This is a genomic window from Brevibacillus sp. HB1.3 (assembly GCF_013186635.1).
Lineage (GTDB): Bacteria > Bacillota > Bacilli > Brevibacillales > Brevibacillaceae > Brevibacillus > Brevibacillus brevis_D.
In genome coordinates this window covers 305773-329735 of sequence record NZ_JABMIT010000001.1, presented here as the reverse complement: position 1 = coordinate 329735, position 23963 = coordinate 305773, and the positions used below count along the sequence as shown (strand labels likewise).

At 47.4% G+C, this 23963-nt stretch carries 26 protein-coding genes; all 26 read right to left on the bottom strand.

The window, feature by feature from the left end; genetic code table 11:
- Window positions 1–6: 6 nt before the first annotated feature.
- The 26 genes from resA to HPY31_RS01580 all read right to left on the bottom strand — a co-directional run bounded on the left by resA (window position 7) and on the right by HPY31_RS01580 (window position 23957).
- Window positions 7–531, bottom strand: coding sequence for a thiol-disulfide oxidoreductase ResA (gene resA / locus HPY31_RS01705; protein ID WP_172137909.1), 525 nt, complete (start codon window positions 529–531; stop codon window positions 7–9).
- Window positions 532–638: 107 nt separating this feature from the next.
- A complete protein-coding gene (locus HPY31_RS01700) occupies window positions 639–1388 on the bottom strand; it encodes a pseudouridine synthase (protein WP_012686101.1) in 750 nt (249 codons plus the stop codon).
- A 114-nt stretch (window positions 1389–1502) separates the two neighbouring features.
- Window positions 1503–2036, bottom strand: coding sequence for a spore maturation protein (locus HPY31_RS01695; protein ID WP_016739984.1), 534 nt, complete (start codon window positions 2034–2036; stop codon window positions 1503–1505).
- A gap of 11 nt (window positions 2037–2047) precedes the next feature.
- Window positions 2048–2638: a nucleoside recognition domain-containing protein gene (locus HPY31_RS01690; RefSeq protein WP_012686100.1), complete on the bottom strand. Its 591-nt coding sequence runs from the start codon at window positions 2636–2638 to the stop codon at window positions 2048–2050.
- Complete coding sequence (locus HPY31_RS01685) at window positions 2631–3800, bottom strand: D-alanyl-D-alanine carboxypeptidase family protein (RefSeq protein ID WP_172137907.1); 1170 nt, start codon at window positions 3798–3800, stop codon at window positions 2631–2633. The genes HPY31_RS01690 and HPY31_RS01685 overlap by 8 nt, the downstream gene beginning before the upstream one ends.
- A 144-nt stretch (window positions 3801–3944) precedes the next feature.
- Window positions 3945–4529: an SMC-Scp complex subunit ScpB gene (gene scpB / locus HPY31_RS01680; RefSeq protein ID WP_172137905.1), complete on the bottom strand. Its 585-nt coding sequence runs from the start codon at window positions 4527–4529 to the stop codon at window positions 3945–3947.
- Window positions 4519–5283, bottom strand: coding sequence for a segregation/condensation protein A (locus tag HPY31_RS01675; protein ID WP_172137903.1), 765 nt, complete (start codon window positions 5281–5283; stop codon window positions 4519–4521). Before HPY31_RS01675 ends, scpB begins: the two co-directional genes overlap by 11 nt.
- Before the next feature lie 19 nt (window positions 5284–5302).
- Window positions 5303–5971 carry a site-2 protease family protein gene (locus tag HPY31_RS01670; RefSeq protein WP_172137901.1) on the bottom strand — a complete coding sequence of 223 codons (669 nt, stop codon included), beginning with the start codon at window positions 5969–5971 and terminating at the stop codon, window positions 5303–5305.
- Between the two features lie 185 nt (window positions 5972–6156).
- Entirely contained in the window at window positions 6157–6588 is a 432-nt protein-coding gene (locus HPY31_RS01665) for a peptidylprolyl isomerase (RefSeq protein ID WP_087343620.1), read from the bottom strand.
- 67 nt (window positions 6589–6655) lie between these two features.
- Window positions 6656–8929: a GGDEF domain-containing protein gene (locus tag HPY31_RS01660; protein WP_172137899.1), complete on the bottom strand. Its 2274-nt coding sequence runs from the start codon at window positions 8927–8929 to the stop codon at window positions 6656–6658.
- Window positions 8930–9053: 124 nt separating this feature from the next.
- Window positions 9054–10376: a diaminopimelate decarboxylase gene (gene lysA / locus HPY31_RS01655; RefSeq protein WP_172137897.1), complete on the bottom strand. Its 1323-nt coding sequence runs from the start codon at window positions 10374–10376 to the stop codon at window positions 9054–9056.
- Between the two features lie 179 nt (window positions 10377–10555).
- Window positions 10556–12025, bottom strand: a complete 1470-nt coding sequence (locus HPY31_RS01650; protein WP_172137895.1) for a spore germination protein — start codon at window positions 12023–12025, stop codon at window positions 10556–10558.
- Complete coding sequence (gene spoVAEA / locus HPY31_RS01645; protein ID WP_016739976.1) at window positions 12009–12593, bottom strand: stage V sporulation protein SpoVABEA; 585 nt, start codon at window positions 12591–12593, stop codon at window positions 12009–12011. Before spoVAEA ends, HPY31_RS01650 begins: the two co-directional genes overlap by 17 nt.
- Window positions 12594–12622: 29 nt before the next feature.
- On the bottom strand, window positions 12623–12973 hold the full coding sequence (spoVAE, locus tag HPY31_RS01640; protein WP_007724093.1) for a stage V sporulation protein AE: 351 nt from the start codon (window positions 12971–12973) through the stop codon (window positions 12623–12625).
- Window positions 12973–13998, bottom strand: coding sequence for a stage V sporulation protein AD (gene spoVAD, locus HPY31_RS01635; protein ID WP_172137893.1), 1026 nt, complete (start codon window positions 13996–13998; stop codon window positions 12973–12975). Before spoVAD ends, spoVAE begins: the two co-directional genes overlap by 1 nt.
- Before the next feature lie 13 nt (window positions 13999–14011).
- Window positions 14012–14497 carry a stage V sporulation protein AC gene (spoVAC, locus tag HPY31_RS01630; RefSeq protein WP_172137891.1) on the bottom strand — a complete coding sequence of 162 codons (486 nt, stop codon included), beginning with the start codon at window positions 14495–14497 and terminating at the stop codon, window positions 14012–14014.
- Between the two features lie 81 nt (window positions 14498–14578).
- Window positions 14579–14998, bottom strand: coding sequence for a stage V sporulation protein AB (locus tag HPY31_RS01625; protein ID WP_012686088.1), 420 nt, complete (start codon window positions 14996–14998; stop codon window positions 14579–14581).
- A complete protein-coding gene (locus HPY31_RS01620; RefSeq protein ID WP_087343636.1) occupies window positions 14995–15609 on the bottom strand; it encodes a stage V sporulation protein AA in 615 nt (204 codons plus the stop codon). The genes HPY31_RS01625 and HPY31_RS01620 overlap by 4 nt, the downstream gene beginning before the upstream one ends.
- 170 nt (window positions 15610–15779) lie before the next feature.
- Entirely contained in the window at window positions 15780–16535 is a 756-nt protein-coding gene (sigF, locus tag HPY31_RS01615) for an RNA polymerase sporulation sigma factor SigF (RefSeq protein ID WP_005827375.1), read from the bottom strand.
- An 11-nt stretch (window positions 16536–16546) separates the two neighbouring features.
- Window positions 16547–16996 (bottom strand): anti-sigma F factor, encoded by a 450-nt coding sequence (gene spoIIAB / locus HPY31_RS01610; RefSeq protein ID WP_007724107.1) that lies wholly within the window; start codon window positions 16994–16996, stop codon window positions 16547–16549.
- Window positions 16996–17346, bottom strand: a complete 351-nt coding sequence (gene spoIIAA, locus HPY31_RS01605) for an anti-sigma F factor antagonist (RefSeq protein ID WP_007724108.1) — start codon at window positions 17344–17346, stop codon at window positions 16996–16998. The genes spoIIAB and spoIIAA overlap by 1 nt, the downstream gene beginning before the upstream one ends.
- Window positions 17347–17493: 147 nt before the next feature.
- A complete protein-coding gene (locus HPY31_RS01600; RefSeq protein WP_172137889.1) occupies window positions 17494–18678 on the bottom strand; it encodes a D-alanyl-D-alanine carboxypeptidase family protein in 1185 nt (394 codons plus the stop codon).
- A gap of 130 nt (window positions 18679–18808) precedes the next feature.
- Window positions 18809–20881: a methyl-accepting chemotaxis protein gene (locus tag HPY31_RS01595; RefSeq protein WP_172137887.1), complete on the bottom strand. Its 2073-nt coding sequence runs from the start codon at window positions 20879–20881 to the stop codon at window positions 18809–18811.
- 180 nt (window positions 20882–21061) lie between these two features.
- A complete protein-coding gene (locus tag HPY31_RS01590; protein ID WP_289677634.1) occupies window positions 21062–22021 on the bottom strand; it encodes an ABC transporter ATP-binding protein in 960 nt (319 codons plus the stop codon).
- Window positions 22022–22035: 14 nt separating this feature from the next.
- On the bottom strand, window positions 22036–23025 hold the full coding sequence (locus HPY31_RS01585) for an ABC transporter ATP-binding protein (RefSeq protein WP_012686081.1): 990 nt from the start codon (window positions 23023–23025) through the stop codon (window positions 22036–22038).
- 14 nt (window positions 23026–23039) lie between these two features.
- Window positions 23040–23957 carry an ABC transporter permease gene (locus HPY31_RS01580; RefSeq protein WP_016739968.1) on the bottom strand — a complete coding sequence of 306 codons (918 nt, stop codon included), beginning with the start codon at window positions 23955–23957 and terminating at the stop codon, window positions 23040–23042.
- Window positions 23958–23963: the final 6 nt, after the last annotated feature.

Below are 23963 nucleotides of genomic sequence, written 5' to 3'. Positions count from 1 at the left end.
CCTCACTTACGGCAAGATTTTTGTTATTTTCGACTCAATCATCGCTTCATCTAACTGCCCGATGAAAACTTCCTTCACTTCTCCATCTGGATCGATGAAAAAGGTCGTCGGAATCGGACCGATTCGATACAGCTTTGTAATTTCCGATTGGCGATCGAGCAAAATAGGGAAGTCAATCTCGAACTGCTTTACAAATGGGTCTACGGCAACTGGCGATTCTCCGATATTGACGCCAAGTACAACCAATCCCTTGTCTTTGAATTTCGTGTATTGTTTTTGCAATGCTGGCATTTCTTTCTTACAGGGTTCACACCATGTGCCCCAGAAATTCAGGATAACGCCCTTTCCTTTCAAACTTTCCAGAGTCAGCTCTGGCCCATTCAATTGTTCCAAACTAAAATTCGGAGCATCGCTTCCTACTTTCACAGCACCGGGGTCCTTCACAAAGCTGGAATAAAGTGCAAAGACCAGCGCTACAAGCAAAACACCCAATACCGCGATCCTGACATATGTACGATTGCTTTTGTTCATGACGCCTACTCCCATCTACTGCTAATAAATTGCAACCTTTTCCCATTCTATTATAGCGTTCCTAGTTTTTCCGACAGCGCACAACTTATGAACAGATTTTGAACGAATCAATGTTTCGAACGCGGGCTGCGTTTCTTTTGAACCAATCCCCGCTTCAAGCTCTCCACTTCCTCATGAGTGAGCTTGCGAAATTCGCCCGGCTTCAGTCCATCTAATGTGAGAAACCCTAAACGGATTCGCTCCAATGTCAACACCGGATGACCGATCGCCTCACACATTCTGCGAACTTGGCGGTTTCGTCCTTCATGTATGGTCAGTTCTACCAATGCCCTCTGGCTGCTAGACTCTGCCTTTAGCAATTTTGACTGACCGGGAGAAGTCATGCCGTCCTCCAAACGAATGCCGGTTGCTAGCTTGCGCACTTTTTCCGGACTGGGGATTCCCTTTACCCATGCCCGATACACTTTATCGATTTCATAGCTTGGATGGGCCAGCCTATTGGCAAGCTCCCCGTCGTTCGTCAAGAGCAACAAGCCGGAAGTATCGTAATCTAAGCGACCTACTGGATAAACCCGTTCTTGAATTCCCTTCAACAGATCGATCACTACCCTTCTGCCTTGCGGGTCTGTGACGCTCGTAATGACACCAGTTGGCTTGTACAGCAAGAGATAGACATGTTGCTCCAGCTTAACCTGCTGTCCGTTCACCACAATTTTGTCCTTAAGCGGATCGACTTTTATTCCCTGCTCTCGTACGACTTGGCCATTTACCTGCACCTTGCCTTGCGCAATCAATTCTTCACAATGGCGACGAGAGGCGACTCCAGCATGCGCCAATACTTTCTGTAAACGTTCCATCGTTGGTTCACCTCTACAACATCATACCCATTCTTACTAGTGTGGACAAGAAAAAGGGAAAAACTTCCCCATAACCATGAGGAAGTTTTCCATACCTACTCTATTTGAGCTCTTTTAAGCGAAAATGTAGGAGACAATGAGCAGTGAAAATATGACACCTGCCAGGTCCGACCACAAGCCAACCTTTAGTGCATACGCAGAATTTCGAATACCAACTGCGCCAAAATAAACGGTTAAGACGTACAGTGTCGTATCTGTACTCCCTTGCATAGTAGCGGCCAGTCTACCCAAAAAAGAATCGGGACCGTACTGCGCGATCAGATCTGTTGCAATCGCAAGTGAGCCTGTTCCCGTCAACGGACGGAGCAGCGCCAACGGGACCAGTTCTTCTGGAAAATGCAGCAGGTCAAGAAGCGGCTTAAGGGCGCGAAGCAGTAGATCCAATGCACCTGACTCCCGAAACATACTCACCGCGACCATCATGGCGATCAGGTGGGGAAGTATGCGAATCGTAGTGGTTAAGCCTCCTTTTGCTCCATCTACGAACGTCTCGTAGACGGGGACTTGTTTTTGCCACCCATACAACAAGATAAAAGCAATCGTAACGGGAATGGCCCAAAGAGAGAGCAGGGATACCCATTGGTACATAAGGACTCCCCCTATCTGTGTCTTCGTATATGCCGATAACGATACATCCGATCAATCAACAGAGCGACAATGGTGGCAGCAAAGGAAGATAACAGCGTAGTACCTACGATTTCTACGGGGTTCACGGAGCCATACTGCATGCGGATCGCGATCATCGTCGTAGGAATAATCGTAATACTTGCCGTATTAATCGCCAGCAGCGTACACATGGCAGGCGAAGCGTTTTGCTTATCTGGATTCAGCTTTTGGAGCTCTTCCATTGCTTTTAGGCCCATTGGAGTTGCTGCATTACCAAGCCCGAGCAGGTTTGCGCTCATATTTGAGAGGATATAGCCCATGGCAGGATGCCCTTTTGGTACATCGGGAAAAAGGACTTGGATGATCGGGGACAACACCCGCGCCAATAGCTCAAGCAGTCCTGACTTTTCAGCAATCCGCATCATTCCCATCCAAAAGGCGAGAACACTGAGAAGTCCGAGACAAACCGTTACGCCCGTCTTGGCTCCCTCAAACGCTGCTGCGTTGATCGCTTCCATCCGCCCTGTCACGGCCGCAACGACAATGCTAATGACAATGAGCCCGAGCCAGATGACATTAAGCACTCCACAGCCCCCCTGACACTATTCCCCAAAACTGCTCCCACATTGAGAGTGAAGCTTGCGGAGCTGCTAACGTCGGCGTATCCACACGAACTAGCAACGGAACCTGCCCAATCCTCTTTTCCTTTAAATAAAGTTGAAGAAATCCTGCCAGTTGACCATTCATTTTTGATGTTACCGTTGATTCTCCCATAACGACACGCTTGTGAATCGCCTCTATCTCTGCCGTTTGTAGTGGATACTGAAAAGCGTTTGTTGTGACAAGATGAGTTCCTGCTTCAAGTGTGACTGGCGTGTCAGGCTTTACCTCCTGCCCATTTTTGACCAGTTCTTGTAGCGGATAATTCGCAAAACCCCAGTCCATCAGCTTGGCCGAGTCGTTCCAGTCATCAGAAGCATTTAGCGTAATCGTCGCCAACTGCCTTCCATTGCGTGTGGCAGAGGAAGCCAGACAGCGCTTTGCGAGTTTTGTGTATCCCGTTTTCACACCATCAGCACCGCTGTAGAGGTGAAGCATCTTGTTTTTGTTCAGTAGGCGCCGGTCCCACTGTTCACCTTCCCATGAAATATCCTTGACTTTCGTGGAGACGATTTGACGAAATACTGGATTATGTAAGGCGTAGGCGGACAGCTTTGCCATGTCTTCCGGAGTAGAGTAATGCTGGTTACTGTCATCTAAACCATGCGGATTGGTGAAATTCGTATGCTCCATCCCAATCATGGCCGCCTTTTCATTCATCAAGTAAGTGAATCCGGGGACTGACCCTCCGATGTGCGTTGCGATGGTGACGGCCGCGTCATTGCCGGATCGCAGCATCAAACCGTATAGCAGTTCTTCCAGCGTGAGCTTCTCCCCATTTTTCAAGTAGATCGATGAGCCTTCCACCCCTACTGCTTGTGGTGGTACCGTTACCTGTGCATCCAATTTGCCCATCTCGATTGCTACGATTGCTGTCATCGTTTTGGTCAGACTCGCAATCCTCATTTTTTTCGTACCGTTTTTGGAATAAAGAATCCGTCCACTCTCGACATCGATTAGTGCTGCCCCTTCTGCTGACAAGCCAGGTGGAGCTGCAGCAGCCTTTACCACTGCTGCCGGCGTAAGAGCCATCTGTATAAAAAGAAAAACGACGAGTACGCCGGACAGATATTTTCGTATGTTCATAAACGTCCTCCCCATTTGAAAACTTGGGCTCAACCTTGCCTATAAGGCAAGAGAAAAGCCGTCGTTATACCACGATACACAGGTTTGTACCATAGTATATGGGGACGAGTCGTATGATAGTACGAAAAACTGTCCGGGCTGTAACTAGTCGTTTGTCGCTTCTTCTGCTTTTCCGAATAACGCTGATGCTTCTAGACGCGCTTCTTCAATATCAAGATTGACAGGCGGTTCTGGCAAATCCCCCAGTTCCCGTAGACCAAAATGCTCCAAAAATTCTTTGGTGGTCGCGTACAAAATGGGGCGTCCGATCCCCTCTGCTCTCCCCGCTTCGCGAATGAGTTGTTTGGATAAGAGGGTGTTCAATGCTTTTTCGCATTTAACGCCACGGATTTCTTCAATCTCCGAACGGGTCAGTGGCTGCTTGTACGCAACAATGGCGAGAGTCTCCAATGCTGCTTGGGATAGCGTAGACTGACCTGGCGATGTTGCTAGCCGTTCAAAATAGGGTACGTGCTCGGGCAGCGTGGTCAGCTGATACGCTTTTGCCACTTCCACGATTTGAATACCGCGTCCTGCCCGGCGGAAGTCAGCTTTCATGTCTTCGATCAAATCGACGACCTCTTCTTCCGACACCTCAGTGATTTCACTGATTTCTTTGGCATCGATTCCTTCATCACCCGAGATGAACAGCAAGCCCTCGATTACGCCTTTCAGCTTGTCATAGTCCATCAGTATGGGCTCCTTCCGTTCCGTTTTCACATATGATGATGTCTTGAAACAATTGATTTTGTACACAGGTAATGTGCTTGGCCTTCATGAGCTCAAGCAAGGCGAGAAAGGTCGTCACAATCTCTGTACGCGTCGCCCCTTGCGTAAACAACTCAGAAAAACGAACCATCCCACCGTTGCGTACCGCTTGTCGTATCTCCGTCATCCGATCCTTGATGGAGATTTCGTCGCGCGACACCGTGGTCATCGGTTCTTTTTCTTTCGTTTTCTTTACCAGCTTTTCCAGCGCGTTGATCAAATCATAGAGGGTCACATTCGTTACGGTATGATCCTCTTCACGTACATAAGGTGATAAATTCTCTGCGGGACGCGTAAAGACTTGATTACGACCGATTTCCATTTCTCTCAGGTTCTCGGCAAGCATCTTATAGCGCTTGTACTCCAACAGACGCGCTACCAGTTCTTCACGCGGGTCTATCTCGTCTACATCCATATCGAGGAACTGCTGAAAGACATGCTCCTCCTTTTTCGGTAACAGCATCTTGCTTTTAATAGAGAGGAGCGTAGCCGCCATGACTACGAACTCACTGGCCACATCCAGTTGGAGCTCTTGCATCTTGTCAATCGTCGCGAGGTATTGCTCCGTAATTTCCGCTACTGGTATGTCGTAGATGTCCACCTCAGCCTTGTCGATCAGATGGAGCAACAGATCGAGTGGTCCCTCAAAGGAATCAAGTTTGATGCTGTAAGCCAAAAGTCGTCCCTCGTTTCCGTTAGATGAACACGCTTAGGATGTTCACTGCAATCTGTTGAATCCAGGTGCTAACAATAGCAAGCGGAATCCCAAAAATAGTCGAGCTGACACCTGGAATGAAAATCAGTAAGAGCAAGATCCACGGTCCGTATACCTCATAATTATAGTACTTCGAATCCCAACTGCGAGGAGACAAGAAGCGTAAAATTTTGTAGCCATCCAATGGTGGGATCGGCAAAAGGTTAAAGACGAAAAGTGCTGCATTGATAATGATACTAAATTCAAGCGTTACCTGAATGGCGAAGGCTGCTTTTTCATTCATTCCTACCAACATTCCAGAATAGCGTACAAGAATGTACCCGACACAGAATAAGATCGATAGTATCAAGTTGATAATCGGACCTGCCACCGAAACGTAAACAATCCCTAATCGCTTGTTCCCACGAAAATGAAGTGGATTGATCGGCACTGGCTTCGCCCAACCAAATGGACCAAACAGTATGAGAATCAAACCAAATGGATCAATATGCGGGATTGGATTTAATGTTAAGCGGCCCTCCGATTTCGCCGTATTGTCACCCAGCTTCCAAGCAACAAAGGCATGCGCCCATTCATGCAAAGTGAAAGCGATAACGAACGCAATTAAGCGAAACGGTACCGTTTTCCAATCAAAGTGAAAAAGATCCATTGCTTCCTCCAATCATGCGCGTTCAAAAAGTCATCTTTTTGAACAACCCCAGATAAAAATCGTCTATCTTCTAGCATACCAGCAGATAGATAGGCTTACAACCCCATTCAAAACTGCCCTACCATGCATCCTGACGAAAAAACACCGACAAGGTTTCCCTCATCGGTGTTCATTTCGCGAAACTTTTATTCGCCTACTTTAACTGTACCCATTTTATCGCCTTGTTTGATTGCATCAACGTGTTCCAAACCGGAAGCGACGCGACCAAATACGGTATGTACGCCATCGAGATGAGGGAAAGAATCGTAGCAGATGAAGAATTGGCTTCCGCCTGTGTCTTTTCCTGCGTGTGCCATGGACAGGTAACCGCGCAGATGCTTATGTGGGTTTCCTTTTGTTTCACATTTGATGGTGTAGCCAGGACCACCTGTACCTGTTCCGTAAGGGCATCCGCCTTGTGCTACGAAGCCAGGGATAACGCGGTGGAAGGACAGACCGTTGTAGAAGCCTTCGTTAGCCAATTTCTCAAAGTTTGCAACTGTACCCGGAGCTTCTTGATCGAACAGCTCCAGCTCGATTTGGTTACCATTTTCCATGGTGATGAGCGCCTTTTTCATATGTTGACCTCCATACCTTGTAAAGTTAACGTACCCATTCTACCATGCAGAACGATTGACGTCCAATTTATCCCTCGATGCGGATCTGCTCTTCGCCAGGCAACTCACAGTCGGTAATAAATACAGTCCCCGTCTTCGCTTTTGCCACCATTTTCACATATGCTGCCTTCTCTGCAATTTGTTCTGCACTGGTGTACTTCCCCACGTAAAGGACGACACCTGCCATCGACATCGAGAGCTCCTGACCATCCCCCATTCTGCGCTTTTCATAAATGTCCGAAAAGTATGGCGTAAAAGCATCCATGATAAACAAAGCAACATCATTGGCACATTGCGCTGTCGTAATCAAGATAAAATCATCTCCGCCAATATGACCGATGAAGTCAGACCCACTTCCGTACCATTTCGAGGCTTCCCGCAACAAGTTCGCGGTTCGAACAATGATTTGATCTCCCACTTCAAACCCGTAGCGGTCATTAAACCATTTGAAACGGTCGAGATCACAGTAGATGACCACCTGATGATCATTCCGTTTTAGCCGGTGGTTCAATTCCCTTTCAATCTGTACGTTCCCCGGCAATCCTGTCAGCGGATTGGCTGAGCTCGCCATCTCGAGTTTGATGGAAGCCATTTTGTCCAACAGCTTTTGCACGGTAACGATACCGATGTACTCTCCATTTTCATCAATAATAATGACCACATCATACAAATGATACGCATCTCTGGCCATCGCCCGCTTCGCTACCTCATCCAACTTGTCATCTTTCGTAGCCTTTAGCGGATTGGTATTCATAATTTGAGAAACGGGTCTTTCATAATACAGTGCAATTCCGTATTGACCACCCAGAATTTTATACAGAGAAAACCGCATCACAAGCCCAACCGGTATGCCGTTCTCCAGTACAACCACGCTTTCAATTCGCTGATTTTGTTCGAAAATCTCATGGATGCGTCTTACTTTCACATGCTTTTCAACACTGATTGTCTTCGTCGAAATTTCCGTCATAGCCGGAGTGGGCAGTATTGACGCTGCCTCCTGCTCAATCCGCTTTTCCATCGTAAACCGCAGAAAGTTCATTGCCTTTCCACATAGCTGCGCCATCCCTTTATCCGGCTTGCCTAAATAGTAACCCTGTCCGTAGATGACACCGACGTCCATGAGCGTTTCCAGCTCACGTTCTGTCTCGATCCCTTCTGCTATGATTTTGCAGTTCACCTTGTCAGCAAAGGATACAAACGTTTCCAACAACGCCTGCTTAATCGGATCGACATCGATATTGCGGATCAAGGACATGTCGAGCTTAATAAAGTCTGGGTAGATTTCTGTAATTGATTCCAAGCTGGAGTACCCTGCTCCCGCATCATCTACGGCAATCATATAGCCCTGCTTGCGATATTCCTCGATGATTTTCCGAAAGGCAGCGTAATTCGTAATTGCGTGGCGCTCTGTAATTTCAAACACAATGTTTTGTGGTGTCAGCTCATATTCAGCCAAAAGCAACTGCACTTTGCCACGTAACAAAAATGGATCGTCAATCGCACGTGGGTCCAAATTGATGAACAGTTTTTCATGAGGCTTCAGGTAGCGGATATGCTCCAATGCCCGTTTGCGACATATATGCTCCAAACGAAACACAGTATCCGTCTCTTGTGCATAATTGAACAAGGCAGCAGGAGTTGCAAAGAGACTGTTGACTGGGCCTCGCGCCAGTGCTTCCCATCCCAAAGCTTCGCCATTTGGCAAATGAATGATCGGCATGAAGTGCATCTGAACGTTTTCTTCTGCAAGCAGCTTGTGAAATTGTCTAATGTGCGCATATTTTTCGGAGGTAATCCCATACTTGGCCATATGTACGGCATGTTTGACAGAGGTATACATCTCTTTCACGATATCTTCTCCGATGATTTCCGAATAGCCGATATGGACACGAAGCTCCTCGCGATTGACGAAGCTCACTTGTCGATTTAACTGTCGTTCAGCCAGCTCCTGAAAATGAATCGATAGCATTTGACAGTCTTCCTCAGTCATCATTTTCGAAAAGGAAGTGTAGATGGCAAAATCGTCTCCCCACAGCTTTTGAATCGCGATGATTCTCCCTTTGATTTCAAATGCTTGGCGAGCTACAGCTGGCAAAATGCTTTCGAATATATGGAGAACTCTCTTGGCACTCGTATCTCCGTAGCGATTCTCTACCTCTGTCAGCTTGACGATATCTATATAAAACATGACGACTTTTTTCTCTCTCTCCACTTCTTGCCGAATCATCGCCTTCATCCATTGGCGTTTGTCCAATGAAATATAGGGTATTCGTCGAAACCGCTTCATAAGAGTCGACAACATGATGAATCGCTCCCCCTCACCCTTCCATTATGCCGAGAAAACATTAAGCAATCATGAATAGGAGATGAAGGAAATACAAAACCTTCCCAAACAATCAGGAAGGTTTGTGCATTTTTTATGAAATTCAGCGCAGAAGCTGTGCGCGTTTTGGCAAAACATCATGACCGACTACTTCTGCGTACGTTTCGCGTCTTACGACTACTTCTGCTTCTCCGTCCTTTACAAATATAACTGCCGGACGAGCGATCCGGTTGTAGTTATTCGCCATCGAATAACCGTATGCACCTGTACTTGGGACGGCGAGAATATCGCCTGCTTGCGCTTCTGGGAGCTTCACATCCCAGATGAGCATATCACCTGACTCACAGCACTTCCCTGCAATGGATACAACTTCAGTGGCAGGTGCATTCATTTTGTTCGCAATCGCTGCTTCGTATTCTGCATCGTACAAAGCTGGTCGCAGATTGTCTGTCATCCCACCATCGACCGCAATATACTTCCGGACATTGGGAATGTTCTTATGTGACCCAATTCGGTACAAGGTTGTCCCTGCATCGCCTATAATACTGCGACCTGGCTCGATCCAAATCTCAGGTAGAGGAATCGCAAGCGCCGTGAGTTCCTCGCGAACGATATCTGTAATGGCTTTGATATACGTTTCCGCTGGCTGCGGTGTATCGCCTTCTACATACCGAATACCGAAGCCGCCTCCTACATTCAGTACTTCTGGGAGGAATCCAAGCTTTTCTTTTGCTTCGCCCAACAGCTCTGTCAACCGTTTGACAGCGACGAGGAAGCCTTCTGTTTCAAATATTTGTGAACCAATATGGCTATGAACTCCCAATAAATGAAGATGATTGCTTTCGTGAGAGAATTGAATCGCCTCAAGAGCCTGGCCGTTTTGCACATCAAAGCCAAACTTGGAGTCAATCTGCCCTGTAGAAATGTACTCATGGGTATGAGCTTCTACACCCGGCGTGACACGCAAGAGAATGGCGACTTTTTCGTTTCGCTCCTCGGCCAATTGTGCCAACATGTGCAGCTCATAAAAGTTGTCCACAACGAAACAGCCAATTTTGGCATCAAGCGCCATGATTAACTCATCATAAGATTTGTTGTTGCCATGAAAATGGATGCGCTCTACGGGGAATCCAGCTTGCAGGGCTGTATACAATTCGCCGCCAGATACTACATCGAGTGACAAACCTTCCTCTTCAACCAGCTTGCACATCGCCATCGTGCAAAATGCTTTGCTCGCGTAAGCAACCTGGAACGAAAAACCCGTATTGTGAAACGCATCGACAAACTCCCGGCACTTGGTGCGAATTTGTTGTTCGTCATACACATATAAAGGTGTTCCATAAGTAGCAGCTAGCTGTGTCGAATCACAGCCACCGATTTCCAGGTTTCCTTGTTCATTCACTCGACTTGTCCCGTGTAAGTACATGTTCCGTTTCCTCCCCAATTCGTTCGCACCGATGATGTATATAGACAACTTTTTATAAAGAAAGGCAACCAACAAGGAGCGTCAGTTGCCATACAGAAACTATTGTTCGTAAGGCTTCCCTACAATTTACTACAAGGTTGTGCGTTTGACAATGGGTGATGCCATCCGTTTTCAGAATATTATTGCCGAGAGGAATTTTGCGAGCGAACGATACTCGGCCTGTTGTTTTTGCTTGGCACAGCCAGCCGTACCACAATATCTTTCATCCCTTTGTAGTTGAATGGAATGAATGGCCACAAGTAAGGTGTATTGAGCGAACGAGTGGAAGCCAAGAAAATCAGGATGAGCGTAATCCCGATCATCAGTCCAGGCGTAGAGAAAAAGCCCACCATAAGTATCAAAAACAAGCGAATAAGTCGATTTGCCAAGCTCATCTCATAGCTGGGAGTCGAGTACATCCCGATTGCCGCCACTGCCAAATACAAAATAACCTCGGGTGCAAGTAGTCCTACCTTGATCGCCACGTCCCCGACCAGAATCGCGGCCAATAAACCTACGGCAATCGAGAGCGGCGCAGGCGTATGAATGGCGGCCATCCGCATCAAGTCCAGACCGAGCTCAGCGATCACGAATTGTGCCAAAATAGGAATGCTGCCCATCTTTTTGATCCCTAAGAAATGAAGCTGCTCCGGAATCATGGAAGGGTGCATGACCAAAAGCAACCAGATCGGTAATATAAAAACCGATGCAAAGATTCCCAGAAAACGAACCCAGCGCAGGTAAGCACCGATTACCGGTGTTTGCCGATATTCCTCCGCATGCTGGACATGATGAAAATAGGTGGCGGGTGTGATCATGACACTTGGCGAAGTATCCACATAAATCAGTACGTGACCTTCCAGTAGATGTACTGCCGCCACATCGGGACGTTCTGTATATCGTACTAACGGGAAAGGATTCAACGTTTTTCCGATGATAAATTCTTCGACGGTTTTTTCTGCCATCGGAATCCCGTCAATCTGGATGTTTTGTAGACGCTCCTTCAACGTATGGACCAGCTCTTCATTCGCTACATCATGCAAGTAGGCAACCGCAACATCTGTCTTGGTACGCTCCCCAATCTGCATGATTTCGAATCGAAGCCGTTCGTCACGTATTCTTCGGCGGGTAAGAGACGTATTAGTTACGAGTACTTCTGTAAAACCGTCATGCGCTCCCCGTACGATCCTCTCCGTATCTGGCTCCTGTGGTGTGCGATTCGGCAGGATTTTGGCATCGATGATAATGGCATGGGAGGATCGGTCAATGATCAGTCCTACTTGACCGACGAGCAATTTATCCATAAACTCGTCTGTCGTATCTACCTTACTCAGTTGGTAGAAAGGGATGAATTTGTGAAACAAATGGTCGAAAGCGTTGTCAGCCATATCCCGCTCACGTACATCATTCAGCTCACGCATGATCTGCGAAATCAATAGGCTTTCCGCGAAGCCGTTTATGTAATACAACAACATGCGTGTACGGCCCACATAAAAATCATGGACCCCAATATCAAAACTCTTGCCGACACCAAGTCTGTCGTTCAAATACTTCTGATTCTCTTCCAGATAAGGCGAGATGGGATGACGTTTTTCAGTGACCTGTGCCATGAGCGCCGCTCCTTTCCATTATCCATTGCACCGCTCTCTTTGTGATGGGACAACCGTTTTGCAAACTGTCCCTCCCCTCCATTTTGCCTATATCTCCAATCCCGATAACATTGGGTACATGCAGCGAATTCAAAATGTCTACGGTATCTCCATAAATATGATGCTGAAGCTGCTCGTCTGCGTACCCGTCCTTGTCCACCGCTTCATCTACAATTTGTCCTTGGTTATTTACGGAATAAGCAACCGTCGCACCTTTGACCCATTGTGTGTTCGAGGCTACTGCAATCGCACCAATTACTTCGATATCAGGATGCTTCACCACGTATTCGAGTGCTTGTTCCCCTCTCCCCTTGCCGTAATCTCCATTGTCATCGAACATGACGATAACAGGATCATAAGGTGTCATCTTAATCAGTTCGACCATCTGATTCCCTCGCAGTGGAGTCGGATTCCCGGCGGACAGTGAAATACATCGACCACCAAATTGTTTGGCGACATTCTCGATAACCTTTTGGGCAATATGATCTCCGTCTGTCACCAATATGACTTTCCGGCGTACTGTGTCCATGCTGGGTCACCGCCTTTTACTGCCTAGACTTACCCTTTGGGTTTAAAAATGAGAGAAGCAAAAAATCCGAATGCGATCGCAGCCGATATACCCGCACTCGTGACCTCAAAAATCCCCGTTGCTACACCGATCAATCCATGTTGTTCGGCCTCGCTTATGGCTCCATGATACAAAGAGTGACCAAAGCTCGTGATCGGTACAGTCGCACCTGCGCCTGCGAAATCGATAAATTTGTCATACACGCCGATAAAATCAAGAAAGACTCCTGCCACGACCAGCGTACTCATGACATGAGCAGGCGTTAACTTGCCAACATCAAGAAGGAGTTGACCCACTACACAAACCAATCCCCCTACGACAAAAGCAATCAGGTATTCCATTAGCTGCCTCCTTCAAGCGCAACCGCATGTGCGATGCACGGTATCGAATTTCCCTGCTGAGTGCTTACCGGGCTTAAAAGTGCTCCCGTGGCGCATACCAATACATTTTTCAGTAAGCCACGGTTTAGCTGATCAATAATGTAGCTATACGTGACCACGGCACTGCTTGCGCAACCGCTCCCACCTGAAAATACATCCTGATCAGGGGAGTAAATCATCAACCCACAATCATTGTAGACTTGATCCATATCATATCCTTCGGTTAACATGAGCTCCTTTAGAATCGGGTACCCGACAGCAGCCAAGTCGCCAGTCACAATTAAGTCATAGGATTGTGGGGAGCGCCCCGTATCTTCAAAATGAGTCTGGATCGTCGATGCTGCAGCTGGAGCCATGGCCGTCCCCATATCGAACGGATCTTTAATCCCCATGTCCACTACTTTTCCCATCGTCGCATATGTAATGCGTGGACCATTTCCCCCGATTCCTACCAATCCTGCACCTGCTCCTGTCACCGTCCACTGGGCACTCGGGGGCTTCTGTCCACCGTATTCCGTGGGATAACGATACTGCCTCTCCGCTGTGGCATTGTGGCTACTGCAAGCAGCGATCGCCTTATTTGCATAGCCTGCGTTTACCAGAGCCGCCGCATTTGCCAGTGTGAGCATCGAGGTTGAGCACGCTCCGTACATGCCGAGTAGAGGCATCGCCAACTTCTCTGCTGTAAAGTTGGTCGTGATGTTTTGATTCAACAGGTCGCCAGCGAGAATGATATCCACATCCTTGCCTGTGATGCCCGCCTTTTGCAACAAGGTATTGACTGCATCCTCCATCATCTGGCGTTCGGCGTCTTCCCACGTCTGTTGGCCTGCATACATATCGTCGTGAATTTTATCAAACAAGTGCGCCAGCGGTCCTTCGCCTTCCTTTGGTCCTACAGCAACTGCCGAGCTTTGCAGACGAACATTTTGATCGAAGTGCCAGGTTTGCCGATTGACTCGTTTCACTGGTCGATTATTGGACACCGACAGCCCTCCCTTAGAAAAGCATGTTGATCAGGCTCTTTATGATTCCCGCAATGAAAGCAGCAACAACCCCAAAGACAATGACCGAACCAGCGAGCTTAAACATATTTCCGCCAACGCCGAGCACCAATCCTTCGCTCCGATGTTCGATGGCAGCAGAAGCGATCGAGTTGGCAAAGCCTGTAACAGGCACGGCTGATCCTGCTCCAGCATACTGCCCGATATTGTCATACACACCTAATCCTGTCAGCAAAACAGATAGAAAGATGAGCGTCGCAACGGTCGGATTGCTTGCCGTTTTCTCCGTAAATCCGAAGAAGGTAATATACATATTTTGAATGGCCTGACCCAACAAACATATGGTCCCTCCTACCCAGAAAGCACGAAACGAGTTCAGCAGAACGTTTCGTTTGGGCTGGAACTTCGAAGCCTGTTGTTGATACAGTTGCTTGGTCATCTGCATCGATCCGGGATTTTTGGATTTTGTTTTGGTTGCCATGCCCTTTCACTCCCTTTGTAAGCTTTCTTCCTATATCCTTCCTTTTTCTAAAGATGCCTATGAATAGTGGTATTTACCATTTCACAGATGGAGCAGCCATTGTAGTAAGGAACCCGTCACTTTTCCCAAAACAACGGCCATCAACAGAAAAAGAAGACTGCCATCCATGTGGATTCGCTTCGCTAATATCGGGAAGACATTCAGTACCTCCGTTAGTCCTGCGGCGAGTGTCCCCACAAATATCCCTGCAAATATCCCGTAAATCGAAGAAACAATCACTGGCAAATGAGCTCCCCAATGAAAAAAATCAATAAACGTAAAAAAAAGCGCTCCTGCCACCAAGGCCCATTCCAGCGAGCGGATATATCGTTGAGCATTCGTTAATTGTGTCAACCTTGGAATGATATCCAGAACGGTAATAAACGCAACCAGCCCGCTCCCTACTGCAAGCCCTCCACCCAGCCCGATCAAAATAAGCAACAAACACTTGATGACGCTCATTTTTTCGTCCGTTGGTTTTCCTTGTTTTCATTTTGTATGTAGTATTGATCCAGGCTTTGCTGATACATAAACAATTCCACTTCTAGCGGACTAGGTTCTTCATTGATTTTTTTCTGGAAGATATGATTGAAAAACAGAATCATCCCCAAGCCGATTCCGATGGAGTATGGAATTTGCATCCACAAGGGCTGATGGCTTTTTTCACCTGTGATCAAATAGTAGATTCGTTCGTGAACCTGCATCATGCTGACATCAGTATGGAAATTCATGATCGCCAATCCTGAACCAATGAACAGCAGAAGCCACACCATCCCCACCAAAATCGGGTTCGCTTTCTTTCGTGGACTAAGCACCTCCACAATGATTTGGGGAGCACCCTGGACGTCCAGTTCCACGTCGGGATAGACTGAACGCAGCCTTTTAATCACCTGCATGATATCGATGATGATCAAATTGCCATCTGTTGGCTTTGCCTGGTAAATGGGCATCCGCTTTAACGCTTCCTCGCGCTCTCCATCCCAGTAAAGCTGGCAAATGTCCCCAAGCGTAATCATGGCTTGTGGCTTTACCGCCAATCGCTTTCTCAGGCGCAGAAACAACGCGTCTTTCATGGTACCTTCCCCTTCCATCACATACCTGATTACTCGCTAGTATGTGCCGAGCCACAAAACCCATGCAGATAAACGGAAATGACCGTTTATTTGCTGACTGCAAGCGGTCACCTTCTGTTTAATGAAAACAAAACACCCCAGCCACGTAGTGACCGGAGTGTTTGGATCTGTTAGTGCTCAATTTGGTCTTTGATCGTTTGCAAAATGCGCTTCTCGAGGCGCGATACCTGCACTTGCGAGATTCCCAGCCTCTCCGCTACTTCCGACTGCGTCTGATCTTTGTAGTAGCGCAGGTAGACAATGAGTTGTTCCCGCTCGCTCAATCTACTGATCGCATCCTTGAGCGCAATCTTTTCAAACCATTTGTTGACGCCTTCATCTGCAATCTGATCGATCAGTGTAATGGGGTCCCCATCATTTTCAAAAACCGTTTCATGGATGGAAGAAGGTGCCCGATTTGCTTCTTGCGCAAACACGACTTCTTCTGGTGTAATCCCCACCGCGTCCGCAACCTCAGCAATCGTGGGTGCGCGACCGAATTGCTTGTACAGCTCATCCTTTGTTCGTCGTACCTTATTGGCTGTTTCTTTGAGTGATCGACTGACCTTGACTGTACCGTCATCGCGTAAGAAGCGTTGAATTTCCCCGATAATCATCGGCACAGCATAGGTTGAGAATCGAACATCATAGGAGAGATCAAACTTGTCTACGGCCTTCAATAGGCCAATACAACCGATCTGAAACAAATCATCCGCTTCGTATCCACGGTTGATAAAGCGCTGGACGACGGACCAGACCAGCCGAATATTGCTGTTGACGAGAAGCTCGCGTGCCTCAGTGTCGCCAGCTTGGCTCTTGGCGATTAGCTCTTTTACTTGGTCATTGGTCAGAAATGGTTGACTCGCGTTTTTGATATCGGCACCCATTGGCACTACCCCTAATTTTGCAAGGCTTTGGCAAACGCCAGGCGTTTGGTGAGGCGGACAGTTGTTCCCTTACCCACAACCGTTGCCACTTCCAAAGAATCCATGAAATTCTCCATAATCGTAAAGCCCATTCCAGAGCGCTCTAGCTCCGGTTTCGTCGTATAGAGTGGCTGCATGGCCTGCTCCACATCCTCAATTCCACGTCCATTGTCTTCCACAATCAGATCAATGCTATCCTCTTGAATTCGCACAGAGATCTGTACCACACCCTCTGGATTTTCGTCATAACCATGGATAATGGCATTCGTAACAGCCTCGGATATAACGGTTTTGATTTCTTCCAGCTCGTCCATCGTAATATCGAGTTGCGAAATGAAGGCTGCAACTGCTACACGTGCGAATGCTTCATTTTGGCTCAATGCTGCAAACGACACTGACATAAAGTTACGCTGTACCATCATTACGCCACCCCCAGAACATGCAAAGCATCCGCTTCATTTTCGCGAAACTTGATCACCTTGAATAACCCGGACATCTCAAATATTCGATAGATTGTAGGATTGATCGAGCAGACATACATTTCTCCAGATCGGGCAGAAATCTGCTTGTATCTTCCCAAAATAACCCCGATACCCGAGCTGTCCATAAACGTCAAGTCAGCCAAACTCAGCACAATATGACGGATAGTAGAGGTACGCAAAAGATCATCCGCCTTCTTGCGCAACTCCTCTGCCGTATGATGATCAAGCTCACCCTGCAAACGGATCACGAGCACGTCCTGCCGTGTCTCCATCGCAACTCGTAAACTCATAGCTGCCACACTCCTTCTCCCTTGATAGAAACTCTCTTTCTTCCTCGGCGAAACCAATTCCTGCCAGCCGACAAAAGAACAAAAAAATCGAGCAGCCGCGCCATTCCATTCGGGGCAACTCGATTCTTTTCGCGCTCATGCTGTCTGCTAGTAGCTAATCAAAATGCTCTTGGTGGTTCGCTTGAGAATCTCCCACATGTTGGCTTTATCTACCTGATCTTCCGGGAACAGATCGATTCGATTTACTTCCTTTCCATCTTTCGTACGGATGAAAATGTGGCCGATTACTTGGTTCTTTGCTATCGGTGCGTGAACCGCTTCCTTAATGACAATTTCCTTCTGGAAGGTATCAGCCGATTCTCCTTTTTTCATCAACAAACTAACTGCATGGGGTGTCACCGCATTGATTTGTGATTTCTGACCCTTATCAACTACGAGTGTGCGCACAGGTTCTCCCTTTTTGTACATCGGCGTCACCTGAAAGTGCGTAAATGCGTAATTGAACATGGTCGATACTTCATTGTTGCGTGTTTTTACATCAGGCTCACCCAAAACGACTGCAATGACACGCATGTTGTTACGTTTGGCTGTCGCTGTTAAACAGTATTTCGCTTCGCCTGTGTACCCTGTTTTCAAACCGTCCACCCCTTCATAAAAGCGCACCAGCTTGTTTGTATTCACAAGCCAGAAGGGGCTTTCTGAATCTTTTCGCAAGTAGTCTTGGTACGTACCAGTAAACTTCGTGATTCCTTCGTGCTTCAAGAGCTCGCGTGACATAATCGCAATGTCTGCTGCCGATGAGTAGTGATTCGTGGCAGGAAGTCCATTCGAGTTGACAAAATGCGTATTTTTCATGCCGAGCTGCTGTGCCCGTTCATTCATTCGCGTGACAAAACTCTCTTCTGTTCCAGCCAAGTGCTCAGCCATCGCTACAGAGGCATCATTCCCTGAGGCAATCGCAATCCCTTTCAACATGTCCTCTACCGTCATTTCTTCACCGGGCTGTAGAAAGATTTGCGACCCGCCCATCGATGCTGCTCTTTCACTTGTTCGAACCTTATCGGTAAGCTTAAGCTCTCCCCGCTCCACCGCTTCCATGATCAAAAGCATGGTCATTACTTTGGTGATACTGGCGGGTGGCATTTTTTCATTGGCGTTCTTTTCATATAAGACTGTTCCCGTGTCCGCTTCGATCATCACTGCGGATGAAGCTTGTGGGGCAAAATGATTGTCACTCTTTTGCTGTCCAGCCTTTTCTTTGGCAATCGCCATCGGAGAAAAGATGGTTAAGCACATAACGAAGCATAGAGCGAGGTATCCATTCCGTTTCATAGCAGTCTCTTCCCTCCATTCATGGTTTTATTCTCACCATCATGAAAGGAAAATATTCACACAAAAACGGCAAGATTATCTTCTTGAAAGCGAAAAAATCCCTTCCGCTACTAGCAGAAGGGACACTTTCTTAAATGACGAATCGGCTCACATTTTGGGTTAACTCATCCGCCATTTTTTTCAATTGCTCTACGTTTTCATTAATGCGTGCAATCGAATTCAATTGTTCATCCACTGTCTCTACCACACCTGAAATGGATTCACTAATTTCATCCGACATGGTGGCAAGACGTTGCATGGAGTTCGTCACTACCTGATTACCAGCCGCCATCTCTTCCGAGGTCGCCGTCATCGATTCGCTTTGCTCGGCAGCCGATTGAATCTCTGCCACGATATTATGGAAAGCGGTACCCACAGACTCTACAGATTGCAAGCCTCCACTCACCATGGTGACGATCTCGTCCATATGCTTGCTCATATCCATTGCCTCATCATTGATCGAATGGGCAATGGCAGCGATACGCTCAGAGAAGGAGCTACTATCCTCTGCGAGCTTGCGAACCTCACTGGCTACAACTGAGAAGCCTCGTCCAGCATCTCCAGCACGTGCAGCCTCAATGGCTGCATTCAGCGCCAACAAATTCGTCTGCGATGCAATACTCGTAATCATTTCAACGATGCTTGTAATTTCACGAGCTCGCTCTCGAAGACTGTGCATTTGCCCAGCAGTACGTTCTACCTCACTAGTGGCACGTCTTACCGTATTGATTACGTTCTCGACTAACTCCATACCGCCTTGCGCTCTCTCAAACGTACGAGTCGTGGCAACCGATGTAGATTCAGCAGCCACAGCCACCTGTTCAACGCCTTCCGATATTTCTGAGACGGTATTCGCCGTTGCTTGCACTTCATTCGTCTGTGTAGAGACGCGTTGGGCAATCGTTGAAATATTATCCGTGATGACGTTAATGGCACCCTTGTTTTCTTGCGCAAATAGAGTCAGCTCATCTGTCGCTACGTTCAGTTGAGTGGCTTGTCCTTGTACAAGGGCAATCAGCTTACGAAGTTCAGCCGCCATGTCATTCATTTTGCGGCCAACCATAGCCAGCTCGTCATTGCCGTTTACTTTTACGTTGATATTAAAATGTCCCGCGCCGATTTGATCCATATCCTGCGCGATTGCGAACAGAGACAGTCGAATCCGTTTTGCAAACCACCAGATCGCCCAAACCGAGAGTCCGATGATCGGCAAGCTGAAGAGTACGAAGTACAGCCACATTCCGTCTACTTCACCATACACCTCGTCAGTTCCCGTAGACAAAACGACATTCCATTTCAACATGGGAATCGGTGCAAAAGCTGCAAATGAATCAATTCCATGGTCCGAGTATAATAAGCTGTTACTTGTCTCCTGCTTCATCAGGGCCAGCATCTCTTCATAGTCTTTGTCCCCAGCCAGCACGAGCTTGTTGTTGTTGTTCGGATTTTGATGGGCCACAACCAAACCATCTTGGCGAACGACAAATGCGTAGCCATTCTCCATGAAAGAGATCTCAGGAATCTTTTGAATCATTTGGTCAATCGTAAAGCCAACAACGAACAACCGGCTTGTATCATCGGACTTTTCCCCAATGGGTGTCGCAATATAAAGAAAACTCTTGTTGCTACCTTCAACGATTTCTTCATCAGAAACGACCAAGGATTTCGTAGTTAGCGCTCTTTGGAAGTATTGCTTTTGCTTAAAGTCAATCTCATTTGTTCCGGTCAAGGAATATAGGGATTTCCCTGTAGTTGTGTCGATCAAATAGATTCGGGATACTTCTTTATGCGCCTGACGCAATAGAGTAAATTGCTCCATGATAAGCGGTTGCAGCTCTGTCATCATCACACGTTTGGATGCTGCCGATTTGGTGGAGTTCACAATCGCTTTTAAGTCATCTTCCATGCTATTTGCATGCTGATCAGCCAGCATTTTCGCTTGGTTAGAGGTTATGCTAAACAATGTTGATTTCGAGAAGGAAAGGGCTATGTATTGCAAAGAACCGATAATAATAAGTACAAGAATTAGACCAAACACAATCATCTTTGTGGCAAGTGAGCCTTTTAGCTTTTCCGTTGCTACTTGGCTAGTCAGGTTCACTTTTTTTAAGAGATTCGATATTCCCTCCTTCTTTTTCCATCGTGGCGACAAAAATTTGCTCATGCTACTTGCCCCCTTTATCACTGCTACGATTTTCCAGTGCAAGAACTCCGAAAAAATACCCCTGAAAAAACTGCCTCTGGGTACAATACCCATTTTTTTCAGAGGTAAAACCTCCCTTTATGAAGGGAAACGAGTTCCGGGCTGCACGAGTAGCCTCGGAACTCGCTATTTGTAATTGATTTAGTTATACAAGTGACAGGCCGCGAAATGTCCTGGCTCTACTTCTTTCCACACTGGTACGGATGCAGCGCATTCCGGCATTGCTTTCGGGCAACGAGTACGGAAATGGCAACCGCTTGGTGGGTTCATTGGGCTAGGTACATCGCCTTGCAATACAATGCGCTCACGGTTACGCTCAACTTCTGGATCCGGGATCGGAATCGCAGACAACAGCGCTTGCGTATACGGATGGAGCGGTTTTTCATACAAAGCATCACTTTCTGCCAACTCAACCATTTTCCCCAGGTACATAACCGCTACACGGTCGGAAATGTATTTTACCATGGACAAGTCATGAGCAATAAACATGTAGGTCAAGCCCATTTTTTCTTGCAGCTGTTCGAGCAGGTTTACAACCTGTGCTTGTACGGATACGTCCAAAGCAGAGATTGGCTCGTCACACACGATGAATTTTGGCTCTACTGCCAATGCACGGGCAATTCCGATACGTTGGCGCTGACCACCTGAAAATTCGTGTGGGAAGCGGTTCATATGCTCAGGATTCAAGCTCACCAAGGAAAGGAGCTCCTGAATGCGCTCTTTGCGCTTTTGACCAGATGCCAAGCCATGAATATCCAGCGCCTCGCCAATGATATCCCCGACTGTCATACGCGGATTCAACGAAGCGTAAGGGTCTTGGAAAATCATTTGCATATTGCGGCGCATCGCCTTCATTTCCTGCTGGTTCAAATTCATGATGCTCTTGCCTTCAAACAGGACGTCCCCTTCAGTCGCATCATACAGTCTCAAGATGGTACGACCAGCAGTGGACTTTCCACAGCCTGACTCTCCTACTACGCCCAGTGTTTCTCCACGTTTGATCTCAAACGAGATATCATTCACAGCTTTCAGCGTATTATCGCCAATGGAAAAGAACTTTTTTAGATTGCGTACTTCAATCAAATTTTCACGTTTATCCACTGATATCCCTCCTTCTACGCACGGTTCTGAGCAAGCGGATGTTGAAGCCAACAAGCTGCTCGCTGAGTAGTGCTGATGTCGTTCAGCTCAGGATCGATCTCTTGGCACACACGCATCGCTGATTCGCAACGCGCAGTGAATCCACAGCCAACTGGCGGACGCAGAAGGTCTGGCGGCGTACCAAAGATCGGTGTCAGTGGCTCGTCACGGTTCAAGTCAAGCCGTGGTACCGAGCGAAGCAAGCCTTTGGTGTAAGGGTGTTGCGGATTGTAGAAAATATCGTCAACAGTTCCAGTCTCGATCACTTTTCCTGCGTACATAACGATTACGCGGTCACACATCTCGGCAACAACACCAAGGTCATGCGTGATCAAGATAATGGAAGTGCCTGTTTTCTTTTGCAATTCTTTCATCAGGTCCAAAATTTGCGCCTGAATCGTTACGTCCAAAGCTGTCGTCGGTTCATCGGCGATCAACAGCTTCGGTGAACAAGCGAGAGCAATCGCGATCATCGCACGTTGACGCATACCGCCAGAGAACTCGTGTGGATATTGCTCCACACGTTTCTCAGGTTGCGGAATACCAACCATGGTCAACAGCTCAATGGCACGGTCACGTGCTGCAGCTTTCGACATGTTTTGGTGCTTGATCAAACCCTCGGTAATTTGGCTACCGATGGTCATCGTTGGGTTCAAGGAAGTCATTGGATCTTGGAAAATCATCCCGATGTCTTTACCGCGGATCGATTCCATCTCTTTTTTCGACTTCTTGACGATATCCTCGCCATTGAAGAGAATTTGTCCCTTTTTAATTTCACCTGGAGGCATAGGAATCAGCTTCATGAGGGTTTGAGCGGTTACGGATTTACCGCAACCGGACTCCCCTACAATCGCTACAGCCTCTCCGCGGTTGACGTGAAAATTCACACCGCGGACTGCTTTTACTTCACCTGCATACGTATGGAAGGATACGTGCAGGTCTTTTACATCAAGAATGCGTTCCATAACGACTATCCCTCCTATTTACGCAGGCGTGGGTCTACTGCATCACGCAGACCGTCACCGAACAAGTTAAATGCCAAGATGGTCAATGAAATAAAGATCGCCGGGAATGTCAAACGCCATGGATAGTACTTCATGGCCGGCAAGCCCTCATTGGACATCGTTCCCCACGATGCAATCGGAGCCGAAACCCCTAACCCGATAAAGGACAAGAAGGATTCTGCGAAAATCGCGGAAGGTACAGTCAAGCTCAATGTTACGATGATTGGACCCAAAGCATTAGGAATCAAGTGTTTGAAGATCAGACGGTTAGCGTCAGCACCAAGGGAGCGCGCTGCCAGTACAAACTCTTGGTTTTTCAATTGAAGGATCTGACCACGCACAATCCGGGCCATTCCGATCCATCCCGTTATCGTTAAGGCAATAATAATCGTTCCGACACCAGGCTCTAACACAACCATCAATAAGATAACAACCAGCAGGTAAGGAATCGCAAACAGGATATCCGCGATACGCATCATCATTTCATCTACTCTGCCACCATAGAAACCTGCGATACCGCCCCAGATCACACCAATGATCAGATCGATAAACGCTGCGGCAAGACCTACTTGCAGAGAGATACGTGCACCGTACCAGATTCGCTCAAATACGTCACGACCCAAGTCATCTGAACCAAACCAGTGTTCAGCAGATGGCTTTTTGTTCTTCCCAGCCAAATCGGTCGTAAAATAATCTTGTGGAGTAAGCCATGGAACCACAATGGCACATACGATCAAGGCAATAATGAAGATCATGGAAGCCATTGCAACTTTATTCATTCTCATACGGCGCCAAACGTCAGACCAGAAAGAGAGACTAGGGCGCTTGATTGATTCTGCTTGACGGAGGTCAACGGAAATTGGCTCAAAATGTTCTTTTGTCAAGTTTTGCACGTGTCA

Coding starts and splice junctions, on each gene's coding strand:
- resA (WP_172137909.1), bottom strand. CDS start 531: ATGAACAAAAGCAATCGTACATATGTCAGGATCGCGGTATTGGGTGTT.
- HPY31_RS01700 (WP_012686101.1), bottom strand. CDS start 1,388: ATGGAACGTTTACAGAAAGTATTGGCGCATGCTGGAGTCGCCTCTCGT.
- HPY31_RS01695 (WP_016739984.1), bottom strand. CDS start 2,036: ATGTACCAATGGGTATCCCTGCTCTCTCTTTGGGCCATTCCCGTTACG.
- HPY31_RS01685 (WP_172137907.1), bottom strand. CDS start 3,800: ATGAACATACGAAAATATCTGTCCGGCGTACTCGTCGTTTTTCTTTTT.
- scpB (WP_172137905.1), bottom strand. CDS start 4,529: ATGGACTATGACAAGCTGAAAGGCGTAATCGAGGGCTTGCTGTTCATC.
- HPY31_RS01670 (WP_172137901.1), bottom strand. CDS start 5,971: ATGGATCTTTTTCACTTTGATTGGAAAACGGTACCGTTTCGCTTAATT.
- HPY31_RS01665 (WP_087343620.1), bottom strand. CDS start 6,588: ATGAAAAAGGCGCTCATCACCATGGAAAATGGTAACCAAATCGAGCTG.
- HPY31_RS01660 (WP_172137899.1), bottom strand. CDS start 8,929: ATGTTGTCGACTCTTATGAAGCGGTTTCGACGAATACCCTATATTTCA.
- lysA (WP_172137897.1), bottom strand. CDS start 10,376: ATGTACTTACACGGGACAAGTCGAGTGAATGAACAAGGAAACCTGGAA.
- HPY31_RS01650 (WP_172137895.1), bottom strand. CDS start 12,025: ATGGCACAGGTCACTGAAAAACGTCATCCCATCTCGCCTTATCTGGAA.
- spoVAEA (WP_016739976.1), bottom strand. CDS start 12,593: ATGGACACAGTACGCCGGAAAGTCATATTGGTGACAGACGGAGATCAT.
- spoVAE (WP_007724093.1), bottom strand. CDS start 12,973: ATGGAATACCTGATTGCTTTTGTCGTAGGGGGATTGGTTTGTGTAGTG.
- spoVAC (WP_172137891.1), bottom strand. CDS start 14,497: ATGGCAACCAAAACAAAATCCAAAAATCCCGGATCGATGCAGATGACC.
- HPY31_RS01625 (WP_012686088.1), bottom strand. CDS start 14,998: ATGAGCGTCATCAAGTGTTTGTTGCTTATTTTGATCGGGCTGGGTGGA.
- HPY31_RS01620 (WP_087343636.1), bottom strand. CDS start 15,609: ATGAAAGACGCGTTGTTTCTGCGCCTGAGAAAGCGATTGGCGGTAAAG.
- sigF (WP_005827375.1), bottom strand. CDS start 16,535: ATGGGTGCCGATATCAAAAACGCGAGTCAACCATTTCTGACCAATGAC.
- spoIIAB (WP_007724107.1), bottom strand. CDS start 16,996: ATGATGGTACAGCGTAACTTTATGTCAGTGTCGTTTGCAGCATTGAGC.
- spoIIAA (WP_007724108.1), bottom strand. CDS start 17,346: ATGAGTTTACGAGTTGCGATGGAGACACGGCAGGACGTGCTCGTGATC.
- HPY31_RS01600 (WP_172137889.1), bottom strand. CDS start 18,678: ATGAAACGGAATGGATACCTCGCTCTATGCTTCGTTATGTGCTTAACC.
- HPY31_RS01595 (WP_172137887.1), bottom strand. CDS start 20,881: ATGAGCAAATTTTTGTCGCCACGATGGAAAAAGAAGGAGGGAATATCG.
- HPY31_RS01585 (WP_012686081.1), bottom strand. CDS start 23,025: ATGGAACGCATTCTTGATGTAAAAGACCTGCACGTATCCTTCCATACG.